The sequence below is a fragment of the Sulfurimonas sp. genome, from assembly GCF_034005705.1.
In the GTDB taxonomy this organism is placed as follows: Bacteria; Campylobacterota; Campylobacteria; order Campylobacterales; family Sulfurimonadaceae; genus Sulfurimonas.
Map to the genome: position 1 here is coordinate 102103 of NZ_JAVEUF010000001.1, position 18641 is coordinate 120743.

The 18641-nt window shown below is 41.8% G+C and carries 20 protein-coding genes and 1 pseudogene; 5 read left to right on the forward strand and 16 right to left on the reverse strand.

The features are described 5' to 3' along the window. Positions 1–32 precede the first annotated feature (32 nt). From RBR61_RS00500 to RBR61_RS00520, 5 genes and pseudogenes are all read right to left on the reverse strand, one after another. Positions 33–1460, reverse strand: coding sequence for a methyl-accepting chemotaxis protein (locus RBR61_RS00500; RefSeq protein ID WP_320341558.1), 1428 nt, complete (start codon positions 1458–1460; stop codon positions 33–35). Beyond that, positions 1429–1914: a PAS domain-containing protein gene (locus RBR61_RS00505; protein ID WP_320341559.1), complete on the reverse strand. Its 486-nt coding sequence runs from the start codon at positions 1912–1914 to the stop codon at positions 1429–1431. The genes RBR61_RS00500 and RBR61_RS00505 overlap by 32 nt, the downstream gene beginning before the upstream one ends. A 191-nt stretch (positions 1915–2105) precedes the next feature. Then, a complete protein-coding gene (locus RBR61_RS00510; protein WP_320341720.1) occupies positions 2106–2465 on the reverse strand; it encodes a CZB domain-containing protein in 360 nt (119 codons plus the stop codon). A gap of 33 nt (positions 2466–2498) precedes the next feature. Then, positions 2499–3416, reverse strand: a pseudogene (locus RBR61_RS00515) (methyl-accepting chemotaxis protein); the annotation flags it as partial. Further along, a complete protein-coding gene (locus tag RBR61_RS00520) occupies positions 3382–3873 on the reverse strand; it encodes a PAS domain-containing protein (protein WP_320341560.1) in 492 nt (163 codons plus the stop codon). The gene RBR61_RS00520 and the pseudogene RBR61_RS00515, both read right to left, overlap by 35 nt. Positions 3874–4012: 139 nt before the next feature. Here RBR61_RS00520 and RBR61_RS00525 point away from each other — a divergent pair, with 139 nt between their 5' ends. Beyond that, positions 4013–5128: an MFS transporter gene (locus tag RBR61_RS00525; protein ID WP_320341561.1), complete on the forward strand. Its 1116-nt coding sequence runs from the start codon at positions 4013–4015 to the stop codon at positions 5126–5128. Here the strand turns inward: RBR61_RS00525 and RBR61_RS00530 are convergent. The 10 genes from RBR61_RS00530 to RBR61_RS00575 form a co-directional block, all read right to left on the reverse strand. Beyond that, positions 5112–5981: a DUF481 domain-containing protein gene (locus RBR61_RS00530; protein WP_320341562.1), complete on the reverse strand. Its 870-nt coding sequence runs from the start codon at positions 5979–5981 to the stop codon at positions 5112–5114. The two genes, RBR61_RS00525 and RBR61_RS00530, sit on opposite strands and share 17 nt — an antisense overlap. Then, positions 5978–6799 (reverse strand): mechanosensitive ion channel domain-containing protein, encoded by an 822-nt coding sequence (locus RBR61_RS00535; protein ID WP_320341563.1) that lies wholly within the window; start codon positions 6797–6799, stop codon positions 5978–5980. Before RBR61_RS00535 ends, RBR61_RS00530 begins: the two co-directional genes overlap by 4 nt. A gap of 45 nt (positions 6800–6844) precedes the next feature. After that, positions 6845–7597, reverse strand: a complete 753-nt coding sequence (locus RBR61_RS00540; protein WP_320341564.1) for a DUF481 domain-containing protein — start codon at positions 7595–7597, stop codon at positions 6845–6847. A 17-nt stretch (positions 7598–7614) separates the two neighbouring features. Further along, positions 7615–7938 (reverse strand): DUF309 domain-containing protein, encoded by a 324-nt coding sequence (locus tag RBR61_RS00545; RefSeq protein ID WP_320341565.1) that lies wholly within the window; start codon positions 7936–7938, stop codon positions 7615–7617. Beyond that, the gene (locus RBR61_RS00550) at positions 7931–8242 is read right to left on the reverse strand and encodes a hypothetical protein (RefSeq protein WP_320341566.1); all 312 of its coding nucleotides are present in this window, start codon (positions 8240–8242) and stop codon (positions 7931–7933) included. Before RBR61_RS00550 ends, RBR61_RS00545 begins: the two co-directional genes overlap by 8 nt. A 1-nt stretch (position 8243) precedes the next feature. Continuing rightward, on the reverse strand, positions 8244–8993 hold the full coding sequence (locus RBR61_RS00555) for a metal ABC transporter permease (protein WP_320341567.1): 750 nt from the start codon (positions 8991–8993) through the stop codon (positions 8244–8246). Then, complete coding sequence (locus tag RBR61_RS00560; RefSeq protein WP_320341568.1) at positions 8990–9868, reverse strand: metal ABC transporter substrate-binding protein; 879 nt, start codon at positions 9866–9868, stop codon at positions 8990–8992. The genes RBR61_RS00555 and RBR61_RS00560 overlap by 4 nt, the downstream gene beginning before the upstream one ends. 147 nt (positions 9869–10015) lie before the next feature. Beyond that, positions 10016–11299, reverse strand: a complete 1284-nt coding sequence (locus RBR61_RS00565) for a hypothetical protein (RefSeq protein ID WP_320341569.1) — start codon at positions 11297–11299, stop codon at positions 10016–10018. Positions 11300–11478: 179 nt separating this feature from the next. Continuing rightward, positions 11479–11745, reverse strand: a complete 267-nt coding sequence (locus RBR61_RS00570; protein ID WP_320341570.1) for a hypothetical protein — start codon at positions 11743–11745, stop codon at positions 11479–11481. A 33-nt stretch (positions 11746–11778) separates the two neighbouring features. Further along, on the reverse strand, positions 11779–12276 hold the full coding sequence (locus RBR61_RS00575) for a 2'-5' RNA ligase family protein (protein ID WP_320341571.1): 498 nt from the start codon (positions 12274–12276) through the stop codon (positions 11779–11781). A 93-nt stretch (positions 12277–12369) separates the two neighbouring features. On the opposite strand from RBR61_RS00575, the gene RBR61_RS00580 reads away from it, so the two are divergent. The 4 genes from RBR61_RS00580 (at position 12370) to RBR61_RS00595 (ending at position 16184) form a co-directional block, all read left to right on the forward strand. Beyond that, positions 12370–12534: a hypothetical protein gene (locus RBR61_RS00580; RefSeq protein WP_320341572.1), complete on the forward strand. Its 165-nt coding sequence runs from the start codon at positions 12370–12372 to the stop codon at positions 12532–12534. Between the two features lie 37 nt (positions 12535–12571). Then, a complete protein-coding gene (locus tag RBR61_RS00585; protein WP_320341573.1) occupies positions 12572–15139 on the forward strand; it encodes an HAD-IC family P-type ATPase in 2568 nt (855 codons plus the stop codon). A 62-nt stretch (positions 15140–15201) separates the two neighbouring features. After that, positions 15202–15582, forward strand: coding sequence for a helix-turn-helix domain-containing protein (locus RBR61_RS00590; RefSeq protein ID WP_320341574.1), 381 nt, complete (start codon positions 15202–15204; stop codon positions 15580–15582). After that, on the forward strand, positions 15582–16184 hold the full coding sequence (locus RBR61_RS00595; RefSeq protein ID WP_320341575.1) for a mobile mystery protein B: 603 nt from the start codon (positions 15582–15584) through the stop codon (positions 16182–16184). Before RBR61_RS00590 ends, RBR61_RS00595 begins: the two co-directional genes overlap by 1 nt. Positions 16185–16245: 61 nt before the next feature. Here RBR61_RS00595 and ppsA read toward each other — a convergent pair whose 3' ends face one another. Next, positions 16246–18621 carry a phosphoenolpyruvate synthase gene (gene ppsA, locus RBR61_RS00600; protein ID WP_320341576.1) on the reverse strand — a complete coding sequence of 792 codons (2376 nt, stop codon included), beginning with the start codon at positions 18619–18621 and terminating at the stop codon, positions 16246–16248. Positions 18622–18641 lie beyond the last annotated feature (20 nt).

The following is an 18641-nucleotide window of genomic DNA, read 5'->3' on the forward strand; positions in this document are numbered from 1 at the left end:
TATTAATTATAAGTTAATAGCGAGTAAATAATTTAAAATTCTTTCACAATATTGTCAAGTTGTTTAAACATCTCATCTGCAGCCTCTTCCATCGCTTTGAAATTCTGAACTATCGTATCGACATTCTCGCTCTTAAATGTCGTGTTGTTCTTTATAAAAGAGAGGTTGCCCGCAATAGAGCTGTGAACTTTTTTATGAACCTGCCCGATAACTCTGTAAGCGTTAGTATGCCCGAAATACTCTGCGCCTTCGTTAGCGTACCACTTGCCTATGTTACAGCTGTTAGAGTCTTTGTATACGTAAGACTCTTTTGAGTCAAATATCGATGAGTAGGCATCTGTTTTAAATAGAGCAAGCTCTACCTTCATCGAAGTCGCCATTAGTCTGCTCTCTATTTTTCTGGAAGTGTCAGCAGACTGCTCTGCTGAGGTGTTTAGTTGAGAGAATGTCTGCTCAAACTCGTTTACAACGCTGTTGGATTTTTGCGCAATATCTGAGATGTTGTCGGAATTTGCGCGGATGTCGTTGGAGTCTTGCTGGAGCGTAGATATCGTTATCTCGATCTCATTTGTAGCTTTTTGAGTTCTCTCTGCCAGTTTTCTTACCTCATCAGCAACAACGGCAAAGCCTCTTCCGTGCTCACCAGCGCGAGCTGCTTCAATTGCGGCATTAAGTGCAAGAAGGTTTGTCTGATCCGCAATATCTTTGATAAGCCCTACTACGACCGATATCTCGTTCGATCTGTGTTCAAGATTTACAATAGCGTCATGAGAAGATGAGATAAGGTTTACAAGAGTGTTGAAGCTATCGCTTATATCCTTGACATCCTGCAGGCTTTTTGATGATAGAGCCGCCGTTGTTTTTGACACATCCGCAATTGCCGTAGAGTCTTGCTGTGCAAGGACGATGTCGCTATGGATAGTCTCAAAAGCGTTGCTTGCTCCGCCGCTTAGCTTGTTGAGCTTTTGCGAGAGTTCGCCTTTTATCTTTGAAGTGTAACCCTCTGCAATATAGCCCATAATACCGTTTAGCTCTTTTGACGTGCTGTAGAAACTTCCGTGAAGTCCAGATGCGTATGTAAGCCTGTAGTTTTTACCGCGTGAAGCGTAATCTACCGATGCGTGTACATCTCTCATAAATGCTTCAAGCTGATCAAGAGCATCGTTTAGGCTCCATGCAAACTGTGATTCTATAGAGTCGTTGTCTGGTATATGTGTAACACGTCCCTCAAGATTTCCGTCTGCAACCTCTTTTAAAACCTTTATCATCGACTGGTAGGTCGGAGATTTTAGCTCGCAGTCGTTGTCAACTTTTATAAAAGCAGAAGCGGCTAAAGCCAAAAACATTAAGCCCAAAAGGATAAAGTTCTGAATTATTAGAGCATAAACTCCGACAGAGAGAACCGTTAAAAAGAGCAGGACAGTTTGTCTATTTTTGAAGAGAGATGATAAGTTCGTCATAACCTACTCCTTTTTCTTGTAATATGTCCGTTAGAACTTTAAATGAAGCCTCTACGCCTTCGCTTTTCTCAACTCTTATCATCTCTTTGTAGAGAGGGATGATGACTTTCAGGGCTTCAGGATTTGGCTTTCTTCTAACAGAGTAGTAGCCTATGATCTTGCCGTTCTTGTCAACCGAGGCAGTAACATTGGTAAAGACCCAGTAGTGATTGTCGTTTTTTGTTCTGTTTACGACAAATGCAAAAACCTCTTGTTTTGTAGGGATAGTATCCCATAGATATTTAAAAACAGCCTTTGGCATGTCGGGATGTCTGATGATACTGTGCGGCTTTCCAAGGAGCTCCTCCTCTTTATATTCCGCCATCTTCATAAATATCTTATTGCAGTAGGTTATTTTACCCTTGAGGTCTGTTTTAGATACGATAAAGTCATTATCTGCCATCTCTTTTAGCATAAAAACACCTTTTAGTTAATTAGTGAGGTTTACTTTGTCTTTCAATAATCCTTGAAATATTGTCAGAATTGTAGCATAAGTTTTTAGTTTTTTAAGAGGATTCTAATAAAAAATTATAAAAAAATGTGATAATAAGCAGGGAACGGAAGATGGTATGAGAAGTTGAAGGTATATGTAGAACTATATTTTTGTTATTTTTTAATATGCTCTTCAACCATCTCGTCAAGTTTTGAAAAAAGCCTCTCTGAAGCATTTTCCATGTCCATGAAGTTTTTAACGATCTTTTGAGGGTTCTCTTTTTTGAGAACATTGTTCTCTTTTATGAAAATCTGATTTTTGAAAACGGCGTTATGAAGCTGGGCATGCAAAGGTCCGATCTCTTGAAATGCTTTTGTGTGTCCAAACTCTTCCCTTCCTGCTCCTTTGTACCATACGCCCATTCTGCAGTTGTCGTGGTCGACAAAGGTTTTTTGTGCATCTTGATCCAAAACTGCACTGTAGGCAGTTGACTTAAATAGAACGTGGTCAACCTTTAAAAGTGTTGTAAGCATTCTGTTTTGAATTTTTACAGATGCATCTGAGGATTGATTTGCGTAGGAGTTTAGTTCATTAAACGTCTCTTCAAACTCATTGATCACTTCGCTTGAGCTTTGAGCGATCTGAGATATCTCATCCGAGTTTGAACGCATCTCGTTTGCTTCCTGTTGAAGAGTAGAAATATTTATCTCTATCTCCTGTGTCGCTTTTTGGGTTCTCTCTGCCAGTTTTCTTACCTCATCCGCAACGACGGCAAATCCGCGTCCATGCTCGCCTGCGCGAGCAGCTTCTATGGCCGCATTGAGCGCAAGAAGGTTCGTCTGGTCGGCGATGTCCTTTATCAGAGCCGCTACATGCGATATGTCCTGACTTCTCTGTTCAAGAGTTATTATAGCACTGTGTGATGAGGAGATGGAATCGACAAGAGTGTTTAATTTTTTGCCTATCTCCATAACGCTTTGCAGACTTTTTTCAGATGAGAGTGCTGTTTTTCTGGAGAGTTCTGCTATCTCTGTCGAATCATTTTGAGAGTTGTTTATATCTTTTTGTATAACTTCAAGCCCCGCACCTATGCCGCCGCCGAGTTCGCTCAGTTTTGATGATAGGTTGCCTTTGATCTTTGTCTCGTAATCATTTGCGATGCACGAAATGGCCATATTTAACTTCTCGGACGTGGAGCGGAATATCCCATGCAGGCCGGTAGGATTCGTAATTCTGTAGGTCTCTCCTACAGAAGCGCTCTCTATTGATGTCTCTACATCTCTCATAAATGCTTCGAACTGGTCAAGAACATTGTTTATTGTCCATGCAAAAGCCGCCTCTTTAGAGCCGTCGTTTGGTATGTTGGTTATTCTGCCGCTAAGTTTTCCATCAGCAGCATCTTTTAACACATTTATCATCAGCTCCTGCATTTGTCGATGCGTAGATTTGTTACTGCTGGTTTTGAAGAGAGATAATAAGCTCATTGTATCCGACCCCTTTTTCTTGTAATATGTCCGTTAGAACTTTAAATGAAGCATCTACCCCGCTCTTTTTTTCAACATCAACCATTTTTGCATAAAGCGGAGTGATAACGTCGAGTGCCTTTTCATTCGGTTTTCTTCTTACCGAGTAGTAGTCGGTGATATTTCCGTTTGCGTCAACTGAGGCGGTGATGTTCGCATACACCCAGTAGTCGTTGTCGTTTTTGGTCTTGTTTACAACGTAGGCGAATACTTCCTGTTTCTTTGGGATTGTCTCCCACAGGTATCTGAAAACCGCTTTTGGCATATCAGGGTGTCTGATGATGTTGTGAGGTTTGCCGATAAGCTCATACTCCTCAAACTCGGCCATCTCCATAAATATCTGGTTGCAGTATGTTATGCGTCCTTTTAGATCCGTCTTGGAGACTATGAAGTCTTCATCTCGTAAAGTTTTTATCATCCCGCGCTCCTTGTTTGCAGCTTCTAAAATTATATATAAAAATTGTCTTTAAATTGTGATTAAGTTGAAATATTATATATAGAATTAAGTTTTAAATATTTGCATACAACATCTTTATATCTTTAAGATATAATCTCGCATGTCATTTTTATTAGCAATTTTTTACTTTTTTTACTTCTCGATAATCGGTGTTTATATAATATTTCTGCCGAAGGTATTATCCATTGCAGGTTACTCTGCAAGCGATATCGGCATCATATTTGCGGCGGCTCCGCTTGTGCGTTTCATTGTTCCCTTTGCATTTATAAAAGGTCTTAAAATAAATGTGAAGAGCTTTAATATATCGCTTCTTATAATGTGTTTTAGTTCCGTATCATTTTACTTCTCGCTTGATAGTTTTTATAAACTTCTTTTCTCAAATATCGCTCTTGGAGTGGGACTTAGCATCGTTCTTCCATATGTAGAACTTATTTCTCTTAAGTATCTGGGTAAAGAGGAGTATGGTAAGATCAGGCTTTTTGGTTCTGTAGGCTTTATCTTGGTGGCAATGGTGCTGGTAAAGTTTTTAAGTTCGCCGAGTGTTGCACTTATCTACCTGCTTGTCTTGACATTTGTCACATCCGCTTTTGCCTATGTGATAGTAAAACGTGCCGACGCACTATTGGAGAGAAGCGAAGAGGTTACAAATGATATAAATATTCTAAAAGATTGGAGACTCTGGGCTGGGCTCACGCTTATGCAGGTGAGTTTCGGCTCGTTTTACAACTTTTTTACCATCTATGTGACCGATCACGGAGTCACTCTTGATATAACGGTATATCTCTGGAGCTTTGGTGTTGTTGTCGAGATTTTTATGCTCTATTTTCAGGGAGCACTCCTTCGCAGAAATCTTCTGTTGATACTTCAGTTAACTACGTTCGCTACTGCTCTTAGATGGTTTATAGTATTTATATTCCCTGATAATGTGACAATGCTTTTTATATCCCAGGCTATCCACGCTCTTAGTTTTGCACTGTTTCACTCTGCTGCTATCAGCTACCTGTTTTATCTTTACAAGCACAAATCGCTTGCACAGCAGTTCTTTTCGGGCATAACTTACGGATTTGGAGCGTTTGCGGGGGCTCTTATTGCAGGGTATGTGTATGAGCTATATCCAAGCTACCTCTTTTTAAGTGCGACTCTCATCGCACTTGGGGCAGCTTACTCTCTCTATCTTTGGGGAGCTGAGCAAAAAAAGATCAGTAGTCGGCTATAAGATTAAAAGAGAAGGTTCTGTCTGTTGAGGTTTTTCCATAGGCGGGCTTGTTTATATAATCCACATAGTAGCTGACACCCGCAGAGAAGATATTCGATATCTTGAGCAAGAGAGCACTTTTTGAGTAGACAAAGTAGTTATCCGCATCAGAGAACTCCGATCTGTAGCTAAGCGTCTGGTTGAACTTCATATTTTCTCTTATTTGAGCGTTGTAGAGAAGCTGTGCTCTATATGCCGCATAAGAGTTCGTATAGCCGTCGTTTTGGCTTATGCTTCCTGCGGGATACGGGTATGAAACAGGCACGCCTGCTAGGGTGTAAGTGTCTTCAATATCATCGTACGCATAGAGTATATTTCCGTCAAACGACAACTCTTGGGTCGTGGTTTTTAAAACTTTGTATTTTGCACCCGGACCGGTATAGAGCTGATAGTTGTAACCTGAGAATTTGTCATCTTTGTAGCCCAGCAGATAGTTTACGGATAGTCTTTCGCTAAGAGCATAGTCATATACAAGCTCGCTTAGAAATCTGTTCTTGCTCTCGATACCGTCCTGTTCGCCGTATTGGTAAAGCAGAGAGAGTTCAAGGGAGTGGTTGTCAAAACTGCCTTTGATTTTTGTATCTACGTTAAAAGCTTCAGAGTCTGAGTTTCCGGAGTTTACGATATACCCAAGTTCTGCGTGGGTATTTAGTTTATATCTAGGTGTCGGCAGCTGAGACTCCAAGCGCTTTATGTTTTCGTTTAGTTTTGCTATCTCGGCTTTTGCGCTCTCTATCTCACTCTTTATCTGCGCCTCATCTGCTGCTAGAACAGATGCTGCGATAAGAGATAAAATAACTACTGTTTTTTTCACTTTTGCTCCTCTTTTTGTATATGTATGTTCATCTGCGGGAACGGTATGGAGATGCCCTCTGCGTCAAACGCAAGCTTTACCTTTTCAAGCAGGTCAAAGTGTACGTCCCAGTACTGTTCTGTTTTTACCCAGACGCGAACGACGAAGTTTACGCTGTTGTCAGCCAGCTCACCGACTGCTACAAAAGGGGCAGGGTCTTGAAGGACTCTCTCATCCTCGTTTGCGATGCGATTTAGTATATCTTTTGCAAGTTTTAGATCATCACCGTAGTCAATGCCAAAAACAAGGTTTACTCTGCGCGTAGGCTTGCTTGAGTAGTTTGTTATGTTTGAGCCTATAACTGAAGCGTTTGGGATCATTATGGTCTTATTGTCCGGTGTTACCATTATCGTCGAGAAGAGATTTATCTGCTCTATCGTTCCCGATGCGCCAGCTGCGTCAATGAAGTCGCCGACCCTAAAAGGCCTAAAGATGATAATAAGCACTGCTGCACCGATGTTTGAGAGCGAGTCTTTGAGTGCAAGACCTATAGCTAAAGATGCCGCACCGAAAACTGCCAAAAATGAGGTGGTGTTAATACCAAGAGCATTGAGAGATGCAAGGATAATAACGATAAGCAGGGCAAAGTAGATAACGTTTTCTAAAAACTCCACCAGAGTGAGATCGACCTCTGCTTTTAGCATCAGTTTTTTTGTAAAGGCGGTGATCTTTCTCACTCCCCATTTTCCTATAAAAAATATCGCTATCGCGGCAACAATTTTTAAACCGTACTCGCTCGCGTAAACAATAGCCAAGTCGCTATATTTTGAGATATCCATGCTCTATCCTTTTGTTGGTTTGCGATGATTATAACAAAACGAAAATTAAAAGTTAAAGATAAAAGAGGTGTTTTGCGTAAAGTCGTATCTCTCAACACCCACAGGAGGTTTGCTGTCCGTATCGTAGGAGAGAGTGAACTTTAAAAAAAGATTTTTATAGATGCTTAGTTTCAGCTCCACTTCATGAGATTGAACGTTATCGCCAAAGTCGTTTAGTTTTGGCTGATAGTAGAGCGTATATGCGATCGATGAGTCGTTGTTTAAGTTTATAGAGTATGCAAAATATGCGTTTGCTCTTATATTCTCTTCAGATGGATTGATAAGCGGATTGTTGTAGGTTATATCTTCATAAAAGGCGCCTAGACCGAGGTAGCCTCTTGAGTCTTCAATCATATCTTTGAGTTTAAATCTTCCGCCAATGCCCGCCAGAGCTCTGCTGTTTATATGTTTAAACTCATCATTTTCAAGCTGCAAAAAAGCTTCGCCTCTGACTATCTCTTTGGTGATGGCGTGAATATATCTTGCATGCGAGAAGAGCTTGTTCGTGTTCTCCTCCCCGTTTGCTTTGCCGTATGCTCCCGATATCTCCGCCCATGAAACATAGGTAGTGTTGCTGTCGTAGGTCACTCTTGCCGAGGCCTTGTAGCTGTCCGTGTCGCTGTTTCCTCTTTTTGTCTCAAGTGCAGCTTCTATTGTGCTAGAGAAGCCCGGTTTATCCCCTATCTCAACGGGAGAGATCGTAACCAGAGCAAAAAGGTGATGGACGCTAAAGAGTGTGATGAGCAGTAAAAATTTCATAGCGTGAATTTTACCCGCTACTTTATAAAACTCTTCTTGATTCGCTCTATTTCGTTAATGATGGCGGAGTATTTTTCTTTATGTACTGATTCTGTCGTATGGATAAGGTCTCTGTATTTGAGGTATGTGTTCCAGACTTTTTGTGAAGCTTCTGTTTTGCCTTTTTTGTGCAGCTCAAAACAGACGGATGCGTTGATGAAGCCTTTTAGAAGTTTTACTTCATCGCTCTCTTCAAATCTTCTCTCATACCAAAGAACTTCCAGATCTTCATGTGCGTCGTAGAAGTTTTGGTTTTGCAGATTTTGTATAAAACGATCAAGCTGCTTGTCATGCTCAGTCATCTAAAACCGTCATATTAATTCTCCAGTAGCCTCTGCCACCCTTTAGAGAGATGCAGTGATGTTTCGGGAACTTCTCTTTGAACTCTTTTAGTCTGTTAAGAGTCGCCTTCCCCGTGTCGCAGTAAAATACAAATACACTTCCTTCAGGCTCTTCTCTTAGTTCAAAAGGGTTATAGAGAACTGTGTCGGCATTATCAATGGGTGAGAGTATAGTATCTATAAGCAGTACTTTTATACCTTCTGCTTCTAGCTTTTTTTTGTTTTGTAAAAACTCTTTTTGCGTCCACTCGTTTGGAAATTCCATATCAACTCTTAGTAGCTTTTTTTGATGTTGCCAAAACAGTAACGGCTGTCAATGCGGCGCCTAAAAAGACGATAGCGTAGCCGGTAGGCAAATCGTAGAAGTATGATAGTGTAATTGCGCTTATACTAAAAAACCATCCAAAAAAGAAACTTCCAAGTAAAGGCTTTTTAAAGTTTAGCGAGAGTGCCACGAACGGAGGTGCGATAAGAAGCACGAAAACGACAAAAACTCCCGCTAGTGAGACCGAGGATGTGACCGTTATGGCAAGAAGCGAGAAGAAGAGAAGCTCTTTTAAAAAACCGTTTAATCTCGGATAGACAAAGTAGAGAGCCAAGGCGATAAAGCCGTATATAACTCCGCTTTTGACTACTTCGCTAGGAGGCGTGAAAAGGATATCGCTTGCAAGAAGTGATTTAAAATGCTCCATTCCCTCAGCCGAATGTGCTAATACCATCATAATCCCGCTCGCACCCAAGACGTAAAGTATCCCGATAAACGCCTCAAGATGCAGTTTTCTTGTTGAAGCAAATGCTATAAGAAAGGCACTGAGAAGCGCAAAACCTAGTGTTAAAATATAAAAGTGCTCTTCGTGAAAATAGCCAAGACTGATAGATGAACCAAGAGCTGCGAACTGCGCTATTGCAAGGTCGGTAAAGATAATGCCGCGCTTTAGTATCTCCATGCCAAAGTAGGAGTGAAGCATCACGAGAATGATTACGAGAGCGATGGGAACAAGCAGAATGTCTATCATTTTATCGCACTTGTAAGATAGTCAAAAAGAGCGCTCAGATTGTCGATATCTTCCAGCGCTTCTATGTCGTGAGGCATTAAAACCACCTTTATTCCAGTTTTCTGGCTTATAAAATCGGCTGTTTTTGTCGAGTGGTAAACATCATGCAAAATACAGCAGGGATCCTCTTTTTTTATAAGCTCTATCGTTTCAATTACGTGTTTTGAAGATGGCGGGATTCCCGGAAGAGGCTCGATTGTCCCGATGTTTAAAAGTCCGTATGCTTTGTTAAAATAGGCCAGGTTGTCATGAAACTGTATGACTTTTAAACCCTTTTTATCAGCCATTTTTTGGCTCCACTCGCTCATCTTTTTATTCCACATATCTGAAAAATCGGCAAAGTTCTTCTCATAAACATCTCTATGTTCTGCGTCCATTGAGATTAAAAACTCTTTTATGATATTTGCAAGGAGCAGAGTGTTCTTTGGGTCAAGATGAAAGTGCGGGTTTCCGTCCGGGTGGACATCGCCATCTTTTCTATCAACCTCGCTTGGTTTGTTTATAAGCTCTACATGATGTGAGAGATTTAAAAATGTTGTAGAGGAGGGCGACGTTTTTGGATTTCCTGCGCGGTTTATAAGTGGAGGAAGCCAGCCGATCTCAAGTTGTCCGCCGTTCATGATGAGCGCATCCGCATTTCTCATCTTTGCAATAAGCGATGGACGCGGAATGATAAAGTGAGGGTCCCAGTTTCCTTTTGCCAAAACCGTAGTCGTGATATGCTCGCCGCCTATTGTTTTGGTAAGTACGCCGATATACGGGTAGCTTACTGCGACATTGAGATGAGCTAACAGCGTTAGCGGCAGAAGTGTTATAAGTGTTAGTAGTTTTTTCAAATGTACTCCAATCTGCCTCAAATGAGGCTAATAAATTTCTTATATAACCTTACGAAGCGAATGATTCTGCAACCGTAGGGTCAAAATCTTTGATTTTGGGGTACCCACGGTGAAGCCTAAATGAGCGAGTATGAGTTATAATAGACCTTAAAAACTGTGAGCCGCGTGAGCACCAATAGAGATATTTGCTTGAAGAATAATAGTGTTTATCTTCTCTCTTTGACCATCTTCGTTGAACATTGCATAGTCTTGGCTGTACTGCAGTCTAAATCTTGCAAATTCGCTTGTGTGGTACTCTACCATTGCCGTGTATTTGTCAAGTCCGTCTGGCTGAGGTCTGTCTGTGCTGCCCACAGTAACATCATTTTTGAGTATTGTGTCGTATCTTAGACCCATTCTCCAGTTTTTATCATGCGTATAGATAAGCTGAGAGTAGAGACCGCCCTGTTTTTTAAGAATTGTAGGAGATACAAAATTGCCTAGATCGTTATTTGCATACTGAATACCGTCAAGTTCTCTCTCTAGATATTCACTCTGCCATTTGATAGAGCTATAAGAATCGAGAGCATGCAGAAGAATAAAATCGGCACCGTAGAGTTTTGCATCACCGCTAAAAACATGTGGACCCTCTTCATCTTCGCTATGGTCAATTCTTGATTCGCCTTGCGCATAAGAGATACCGCCTAAAAGTGTTGTAGCGCCAAAGTCGTGAGATGCTTTGATGTATCCCACATAAAGAGATGCTCCGTCATTTCCTTCTACAGTTTGAGGATCTGCTGCTGCATTTATAACCGTCAAATCAACCGACTCTTTCCCAAACATCTGCTCATTTTCACCCTGAAGTATCTCAAAACCTGCCATAAGGTAAAAAGGAGTAGGCGCGGTCCACTGGATCTGCGCACCTGTTTCATTGATGCCGTGCATGCCTAAAAACGACTCATATATAAGAGGCATATCCGCAAAATCCCATGCGTGGTGATGCTGTTCGTTGAGGTAGCCAAAGTTTGAGTTAAACTTTCCGCCCTTCAGTTTTGTGCCGTATCCTAGAGCATTTGAGGTAAAGAAAAGCTCCTCTATCTCAACACCGTTCTCTGAGAAGTGAAATATACCGTCCATTGTAAAAAACGGATCTACCGAGCTGGACAATACAAGCTCCGCATAGTTCAGGTTAAATCCGTTCTCTGCGTTATATGTTGCATGATTGTCATCGCCGTGTGAGTGTGAACCCAGCAGGCCGTGAACTATGCCAGGAACTTCCAAATGTCCCACTTCGGCATCTTTTACACTTCTATCAACATAAGAAGCATCCATAACCAAAGAGATGTCCGGAATGAACTTTGACTGATCAAAAGTTCTTTTTTCTACCGGAAGTACATCCGCACCATAAACTAAAGCCGCGCACAGTGTGCTTGATAATAATATTTTTTTCATAATTTTCTATCCTAAATTGATAATATTTTTTATTTTTGTAGTGATTATTTGAGTGTTTTTCATAGCGCATACCAGCTTATTTAGGCTTCACGGTGGGTGCCCCAAATTCCAATATATGGAATTTGACCCTTCTGTTGCAGAATCATTCGCTTAGTATGGCTATGAGTAATTTAATTAAATTAGGATATTCTTGGCGGAGCGCGGTTCTGGTTGGAGTGTGTCTCTATATGAAGATATGAAACAGGTGCCTTGTGAGCGATAGCTTCAAAGTGAAAAATCTCAACATCTGATGTAAATTTGACTGCATCATCAGATACCAAGTTGTTGTTAACCGTACATACCAGACAGCTTGATGCGTCGTTATGCTCAATATGCTCCACTTCATGGATGGCAGCAAAGCTTGTAACAATAGCAAAGAGTATCGAGAGCAGTACGTTAAATTTCATAAGCGCAATTTTATCATATTTTTATCAATATCATTAAAATTTCTTAATTGTCTCGTACTTAACACCACTCGGATAGAAGTTGCTCTGCATAAGCTCAACAGTTATTCCGGTAGTACCAATCTCTCTGTTTTTATAGCTCTTTAGCAGCTCGGCAAAAGCTCGCTTATCGTTGATCTTTTTCATTCTCATCAAAGTGACATGAGGCGTAAACGCTTTTGTCTGCTCTAAAGAAAATAGATCGCAGATAGATGATTGAAGAGCGTCCAACGCATAGCCTCTTGGCTTAGCATACAAGATATTGTTGTGTGAGAAGTATTCCAAAGAGTCAAGAGTTAGCGGTTCGAGTTTTTTAAAAGCAGACGGGAGTTTTTCAAGCAACTCCTCCACTGTGTAGGTATTGCCGAAATAGCATATTGTCGCGTGAAGATTATCCCCGCTTGTCCATCTGCCCTCTATAATATTTTTAAAGTCTGATTTGAGTTTGTCGTAATCGTTAAGATATGCTCTAAGAGCCAAAAACATAGGGTTCATAAGCTCAAGTATAGCATATAAAGCATAATCGTTATAGTTTAAATTAAGCTCATAGGGACTATGATATAGCATATTAAAATCAAAGGATTTAAGATGATCGATAAGAGAAAAGTTCAAAAGATCGTAAAAAAAGAGTTAAAAGCGATACTCAAAAAAGAGCTAAAACAAGAGGTCAAAAAGAACATTAAAGACTTTAAAAAGAAAGACAAAGCAGAGAATAAGGGTGCCAAAAAGAAAAAAAGCGATAAGAAAAAGTAGCCTCAAGTTGAGTAGAATTTTTTTGAAATAATGCTCTATGTTTCATACAAAAAGCACGGATGAAACGCTTAGGGAGTTAGAGTGCAGTGTTGATGGGCTGAGCAGTGACGAAGTTGCGCTGCGCACTCGCCACTACGGTAAAAATATTTTACCAGAGGGTGAGAAGCGCACTCTTTTAAACATATTTACCCAGCAGTTTAAAAGTCCTGTTATCTATGTCCTGCTTATTGCTGCAGTTATATCTATAGCTATAAAAGAGTTCAGCGATGCCGGCTTTATTATGGCGGCGCTTCTTGTCAATGCCGTGGTCGGAACATATCAGGAGTACAATGCCGGTGAGAGGGCGGATGCGCTTAAAAAAGTTATCAAGACCTATGTGAATGTTCTAAGAGACGGCAACAAAGTCGAGATACTAAGCGAAGATGTGACTCTAGGCGATATTGTCTTTTTTGAGTCAGGCGTAAAGGCTCCCGCCGATATACGCCTTATAGAAACGAATGATCTGCAAGTAAACGAATCGCTTCTTACAGGCGAGTCCATCGAAGTAAGCAAAAATCCGCAATATATCTCTCAGGATGAAGATGAGCCAATAGGCGAGAGACAGAATATGCTCTACGGCGGCTCATTGGTTACAAAAGGGCGGGCGATCGGCGTCGTGACGGCAATCGCACAGCATACGGAAGTCGGCAAGATAGCATCTCTTTTGGCAGAGGTCAAGGTCGCAAAACCGCCTTTGATGCTTAGAATGGAGAAGTTCTCTTTAAATATCTCTAAAATTATCAGCGGTGTTGCTTTGCTTATCATCATGCTCGGCGTTTATCAGGATATGCCGCTAAAAGATATCTTTTTCCTAACCGTAGCTCTTGCGGTATCTGCCATTCCCGAAGGACTGCCTGTCGCGATAACAGTCGCTCTAAGTGTTGCAAGCAGTGTTATGAGCAAGAGAAATGTTATTGTACGCAAGCTCTCCGCAATTGAAGGGCTTGGTTCATGTACGTTCATAGCAAGTGACAAGACAGGAACGATGACGCAAAACTCTCTAAGTGTCGAGCACTTTATAACTCCCAAAAAAGTATTTAGCAGCAGCGAGGCGGTAGATGAGCCTATAATCCTTAGTGCTCTTCTATGCAACGAATCAACGCACCGCAAGGAGGACGGCGAGTATCTATTTATAGGCGATCAGGTAGATATAGCACTATCGAAATATGCACTTCTGCTTGACGAGACTCTTTTTAAAAAGTTTGAAAACAAAAAAGCCCTTGCAGAGACTCCTTATGAGCCTCTCAATAAATACTCGGCCGCGAGTTATGAGATCGATGGCAAAAAAGTTGATTTTATCAAAGGATCACCCGAGGTCATTCTTGCCAAATGTGAACTTGGCAGTGATGAGAAGGAGCACGCTTTAAAACAGGTGGATGAGTGGGCAGCCAACGGATTTAGAAACATAGCCTTGGCATACAGAACTAGTGAGGGCAGTGGTATTGCAGAGAATGGATATATATATCTTGGATTTGCGGCTATAACCGATCCGCTCAGAGAGGGAGTCAAAGAGGCTCTGCGCAGTGCAGAAGAGGCGGGAATCGAAGTGGTGATGGTTACGGGTGACCACCCAAATACTGCATTTTATATAGCCAGAGAGCTCGGCATAGCAATAAGCAGAGATGAGATAATTGACGGAGTGGCGATCGCTCACTGGAAGGAGAGGGGAGCGCAAAAAGAGGAGATCGCGAACAAGCGCGTCTTTGCAAGAGTCTCTCCCGAGCAGAAGCAGCTGATAGTCAAAACATTTCAAGAACTCGGTCACTTTGTGGCGGTAACCGGAGACGGTGTCAATGACGCGCCTGCACTCAAATTTGCAAATATCGGTATTGCCATGGGCAAAAGCGGTACTGATGTGGCACGTGAATCAAGTGATTTGATACTAACGGATGATCATTTCGGCTCCATAGTAAACGGCGTAGAAGAGGGGCGTGTAGCGTATGACAATATCCGAAAAGTGATCCATCTTCTTATAGCTACGGGATTTGCAGAGATAGTGCTTGTACTTCTCTCGATCATATTTTTTATCCCCATTCCACTGCTGCCGGTTCAGATACTCTGGCTCAACCTTGTTGCAAACGGCATACAGGATGTCGCACTGGCTGTTGAGAAGGCAGAACCCGGAGTATTAAAACGCAAACCGCGCGACCCAAAAGAGCCTATATTTAACAGGACTATGATAAGCAGAGTGGTTGTGGGCGGTTTGCACATGGGGATCTCGGCATTTGCTCTTTTTTATACGCTGCTTGAGTTTGGATACCAAGAGGAGGCGGCAAGAAATATTACACTGCTTATGATGGTGCTCTTTGAGAATGTTCACGCTTTTAATTCACGCAGCGAGAATAGGTCAATCTTCAATATCGACCACGCTAAAAATATGCTTTTTTGGATATCAGTTATCTCGGCACAGGGTATTCATATGATAGCTATGTACACGCCTTTTATGCAGTCGGTGCTCAGTGTTGCGCCTGTCAGCTTGGAGATGTGGGCAACACTGCTGCTCATTGCACTAACGCTTGTTGCGGTGATGGAAGCGGAGAAGTTCTTTAGAAGAAAATTCTATTGATGGACTAAAATATAGTTGGTATATTGTGCCATTTATGGCATAATACATTTAAAGGATAGTTTATGACAAGAGCAGAATTAATAAATAAGATAAAACATAGAAAAAAAGAGCTTGATATTACAATGGAAAATCTAGCTAAATTATCAGATGTTGGGATGAGGACACTTAATAGATTTTTTGCGGGTGATGATGTAAAGCTAAGTACTGTTGAAAAGATAACAAATATACTTGGTCTTGACTTTGCCGGAAATGAGATCATCTCACTTAACAAACTCAAAGCAAAAAGAGCCAAAGAAAAAGCGATCTTTATGGTATCACTTGTTCAAGGCACATCTGCTCTTGAAATGCAAGGGTTAGAAAAAAGCAGTATAGATAAAATGATTTATAAATTTGAACAAGAGTTTTTAAGTGGTCAATATAAAGATAGGCTTTGGGTGGCATAATGATAGATTCTACTAAACCAATCGATGACGCAACGCCACTTAATGATACATCTGGTTTAAAACTTCCAAAAGGAAAAGTTTATACACTTAAAGAAATATATGAAAGGGAAGCTGGGAATATTGCAAAAGCAATACTGAAATATCTCTCAGCCCCGCCTTCAAAAAAAGAGGCATCTTTTAGCTACAGTTGGATGATGGAGCTGCATTATGAGATGTTTTGTGATGTGTGGGAGTGGGCTGGAAAATTTAGAAAAATAGAGCTCTCCATTGGTATTCAGGCGTATCGTGTGTCGATGGAGCTTAAAAATCTATCTGATGATGTAGAGTATTGGAGTAAAAATAAAACTTATGATCTGTTTGAGATAGCGGCAAGGATGCATCATAGAGCTGTTCAAATTCACCCGTTCCAAAATGGCAATGGCAGATGGAGCAGAATGCTGGCAAATATTTATTTAAGACAACATGGCAAAATGCCTGTTCGCTGGCAAGAAGATTTGCTTGCTCGTGAAAATCCCAAACGAAGTGAGTATATCAGTGCTTTAAAAAAGGCTGACAATGGAGATTATAGTGAACTGATTGAGATGCACAGAATAACTTATTAATGAGACAAAGCTTTTGCTATCAACCGTAAAGTTGAATTCTATAAAAATTCTATCCAACCTCCTAGTTTTCTTCCAGATCACTGACAAGCTCGCGCATCTTAAAGAGAGAGTCCGGGTTTAGCGAGATGGAGTCTATCCCCTCTTGCACTAGAAACTCAGTGATTTCAGGATAGTCAGACGGTGCCTGGCCGCAGATGCCGATATATTTGCCTCTTGCTTTGCACGCTTTTATCGCCATCTGTAGCATTCTTTTAACGGCTTCGTTTCTCTCATCAAAAATATGGGCGATCTTTGCGCTCTCTCTGTCAACTCCAAGAGTGAGCTGTGTCAGATCGTTTGAGCCGATCGAGTAGCCATCAAAAATTTCCAGAAATTTGTCGGCTAGTATGACATTTGCGGGGATCTCGCACATGGCATATATCTCAAGTCCATCTTTGCCTTGAGAAAGACCTTGTGAGTTCATGATCTCTATAACTTTTTTCCCCTCATCAGGCGTGCGTACAAAGGGGATCATTATTTTGATGTTGTTAAGTCCCATCTCTTCTCTCACACGCTTTAGCGCTTCGCACTCCCACTCGAACGCTTCGCGGTAGCTCTCGTCGTAATAGCGGCTAGCACCTCTAAAGCCTATCATCGGGTTCTCTTCCTCTGCCTCATAAAGAAGTCCGCCCAGCATATTGCGGTACTCGTTGCTCTTAAAATCACTTGTTCTGATAATGACAGGTTTTGGGTAAAAAGCCGCAGCGATCATGCCTATGCCTTCGCTCAGTTTTTGCAAAAAGAACTCTTTTGTATCACGGCATGGAGTCATAAAGGAGCGTATCTTCTCTTCGTCTTTGACGTTTTTGCCTTTATACATATCGACAAGCGCCATCGGATGAGCAGCGATGGAGTTGTTCATGATGAACTCCATTCTGGCAAGTCCTACGCCGTCGTTTGGCAGCTTTGCAAAATGAAAAGCCTCCGCGGGATTTCCGACATTTACAAAGATCTTTGTTTTTGTGGGTTTTAGCTCCTTCATATCTACGGTCTTGACGCTAAAAGGAACTTCCCCCTCATAAACATAACCCTCATCTCCCTGTGCGCAGCTGACGGTTACTATCTGTCCATCCTGAAGCACCTCTGTTGCATTGGTGCATCCGACGACTGCGGGAACTCCTATCTCACGTGCAACTATCGCCGCATGGCAGGTTCGGCTTCCGCGGTTCGTTATAACGGCAGAGGCCTTCTTCATGATCGGTTCCCAGTCTGGGTTTGTAGAGTCGGCAACCAAAATATCACCTTTGCTAAAGCGTTCAAACTCCGTCGTGTCGTTTATGATTGTCACCTTTCCGCTTCCTATTTTATCTCCTACCGCACGTCCAGATGTCAAAACCTTAGCCCCTTTTGCTCCATCAAGTGAGTAACGCTGATTTGTAAGGCTCTTGTTCTCCTGATTTTTTACGGTCTCTGGTCTTGCCTGAACGATGTAGAGCCTGCCGTCATCCCCGTCTTTTGCCCACTCTATGTCCATTGGGCGGCCGTAATGCTCCTCGATAATAAGCGCTTCACGCGCGAGCTCCATAACCTCATCATCTGTTATTGAGAAACTATCTTGCTCCTCTTTTGTGGTTGCAACATTGATGGTGCGGGATCTTTCATCGTAGAGCATCTTCTCTTTTTTGCTTCCCAAAGAGCGCTTGAGTATGGTTCTTTTGCCCTCTTTGAGCGTAGGTTTAAAGACAAAGAACTCATCTGCATTGACTCGTCCGCTCACCACGTTCTCGCCAAGTCCCCAGATGGAGTTTATAAGGATAAGATTCTCAGAACCGCTCTCCGTGTCTATGGTAAACATAATTCCGCTTGATGCCTCATCGCTTCGCACCATCTTCTGAACGCCGACGGAGAGAGCAACTTTAAAGTGACTAAATGAGCGGCTTGTGCGGTAGCTGATGGCACGGTCTGTAAAGAGCGAAGCAAAACATCTTAGGACGCTATCTAAAAGCTCATCTTCGCTTCCGACATTTAAAAATGTCTCCTGCTGCCCCGCAAAAGAGGCGTCGGGAAGGTCTTCTGCCGTTCCTGATGAGCGGACCGCTACGTCAGCCGCATCTTTGCCGTACTCGTTTGATAAGGTTTTGTATGCCTCTTTGAGTTCATCAACAAGAGCTTTTGGAAGGTGTGAATTTAAGATGAGGTTGCGGACTTTAAGCCCGCGCTCTTGAAGATTGTTCGTATCGCTAATATCGAGATCATTTAATATGGAGGCTATCTCCTTTTTTATACCATTCTCCTCCAAAAGAAGCCAGTAGGCGTCGCTCGTAGTGGCAAATCCGTTTGGAATATTCACACCTTTTGGGGTCAGTTTCTGGTGCATCTCTCCAAGGGAGGCGTTTTTGCCGCCGACTATCGCAATGTCATCAATGTTTAGCTCGCTAAAAAATCGTATATATTTCATAAAAAAGCCTTTTACGCAAA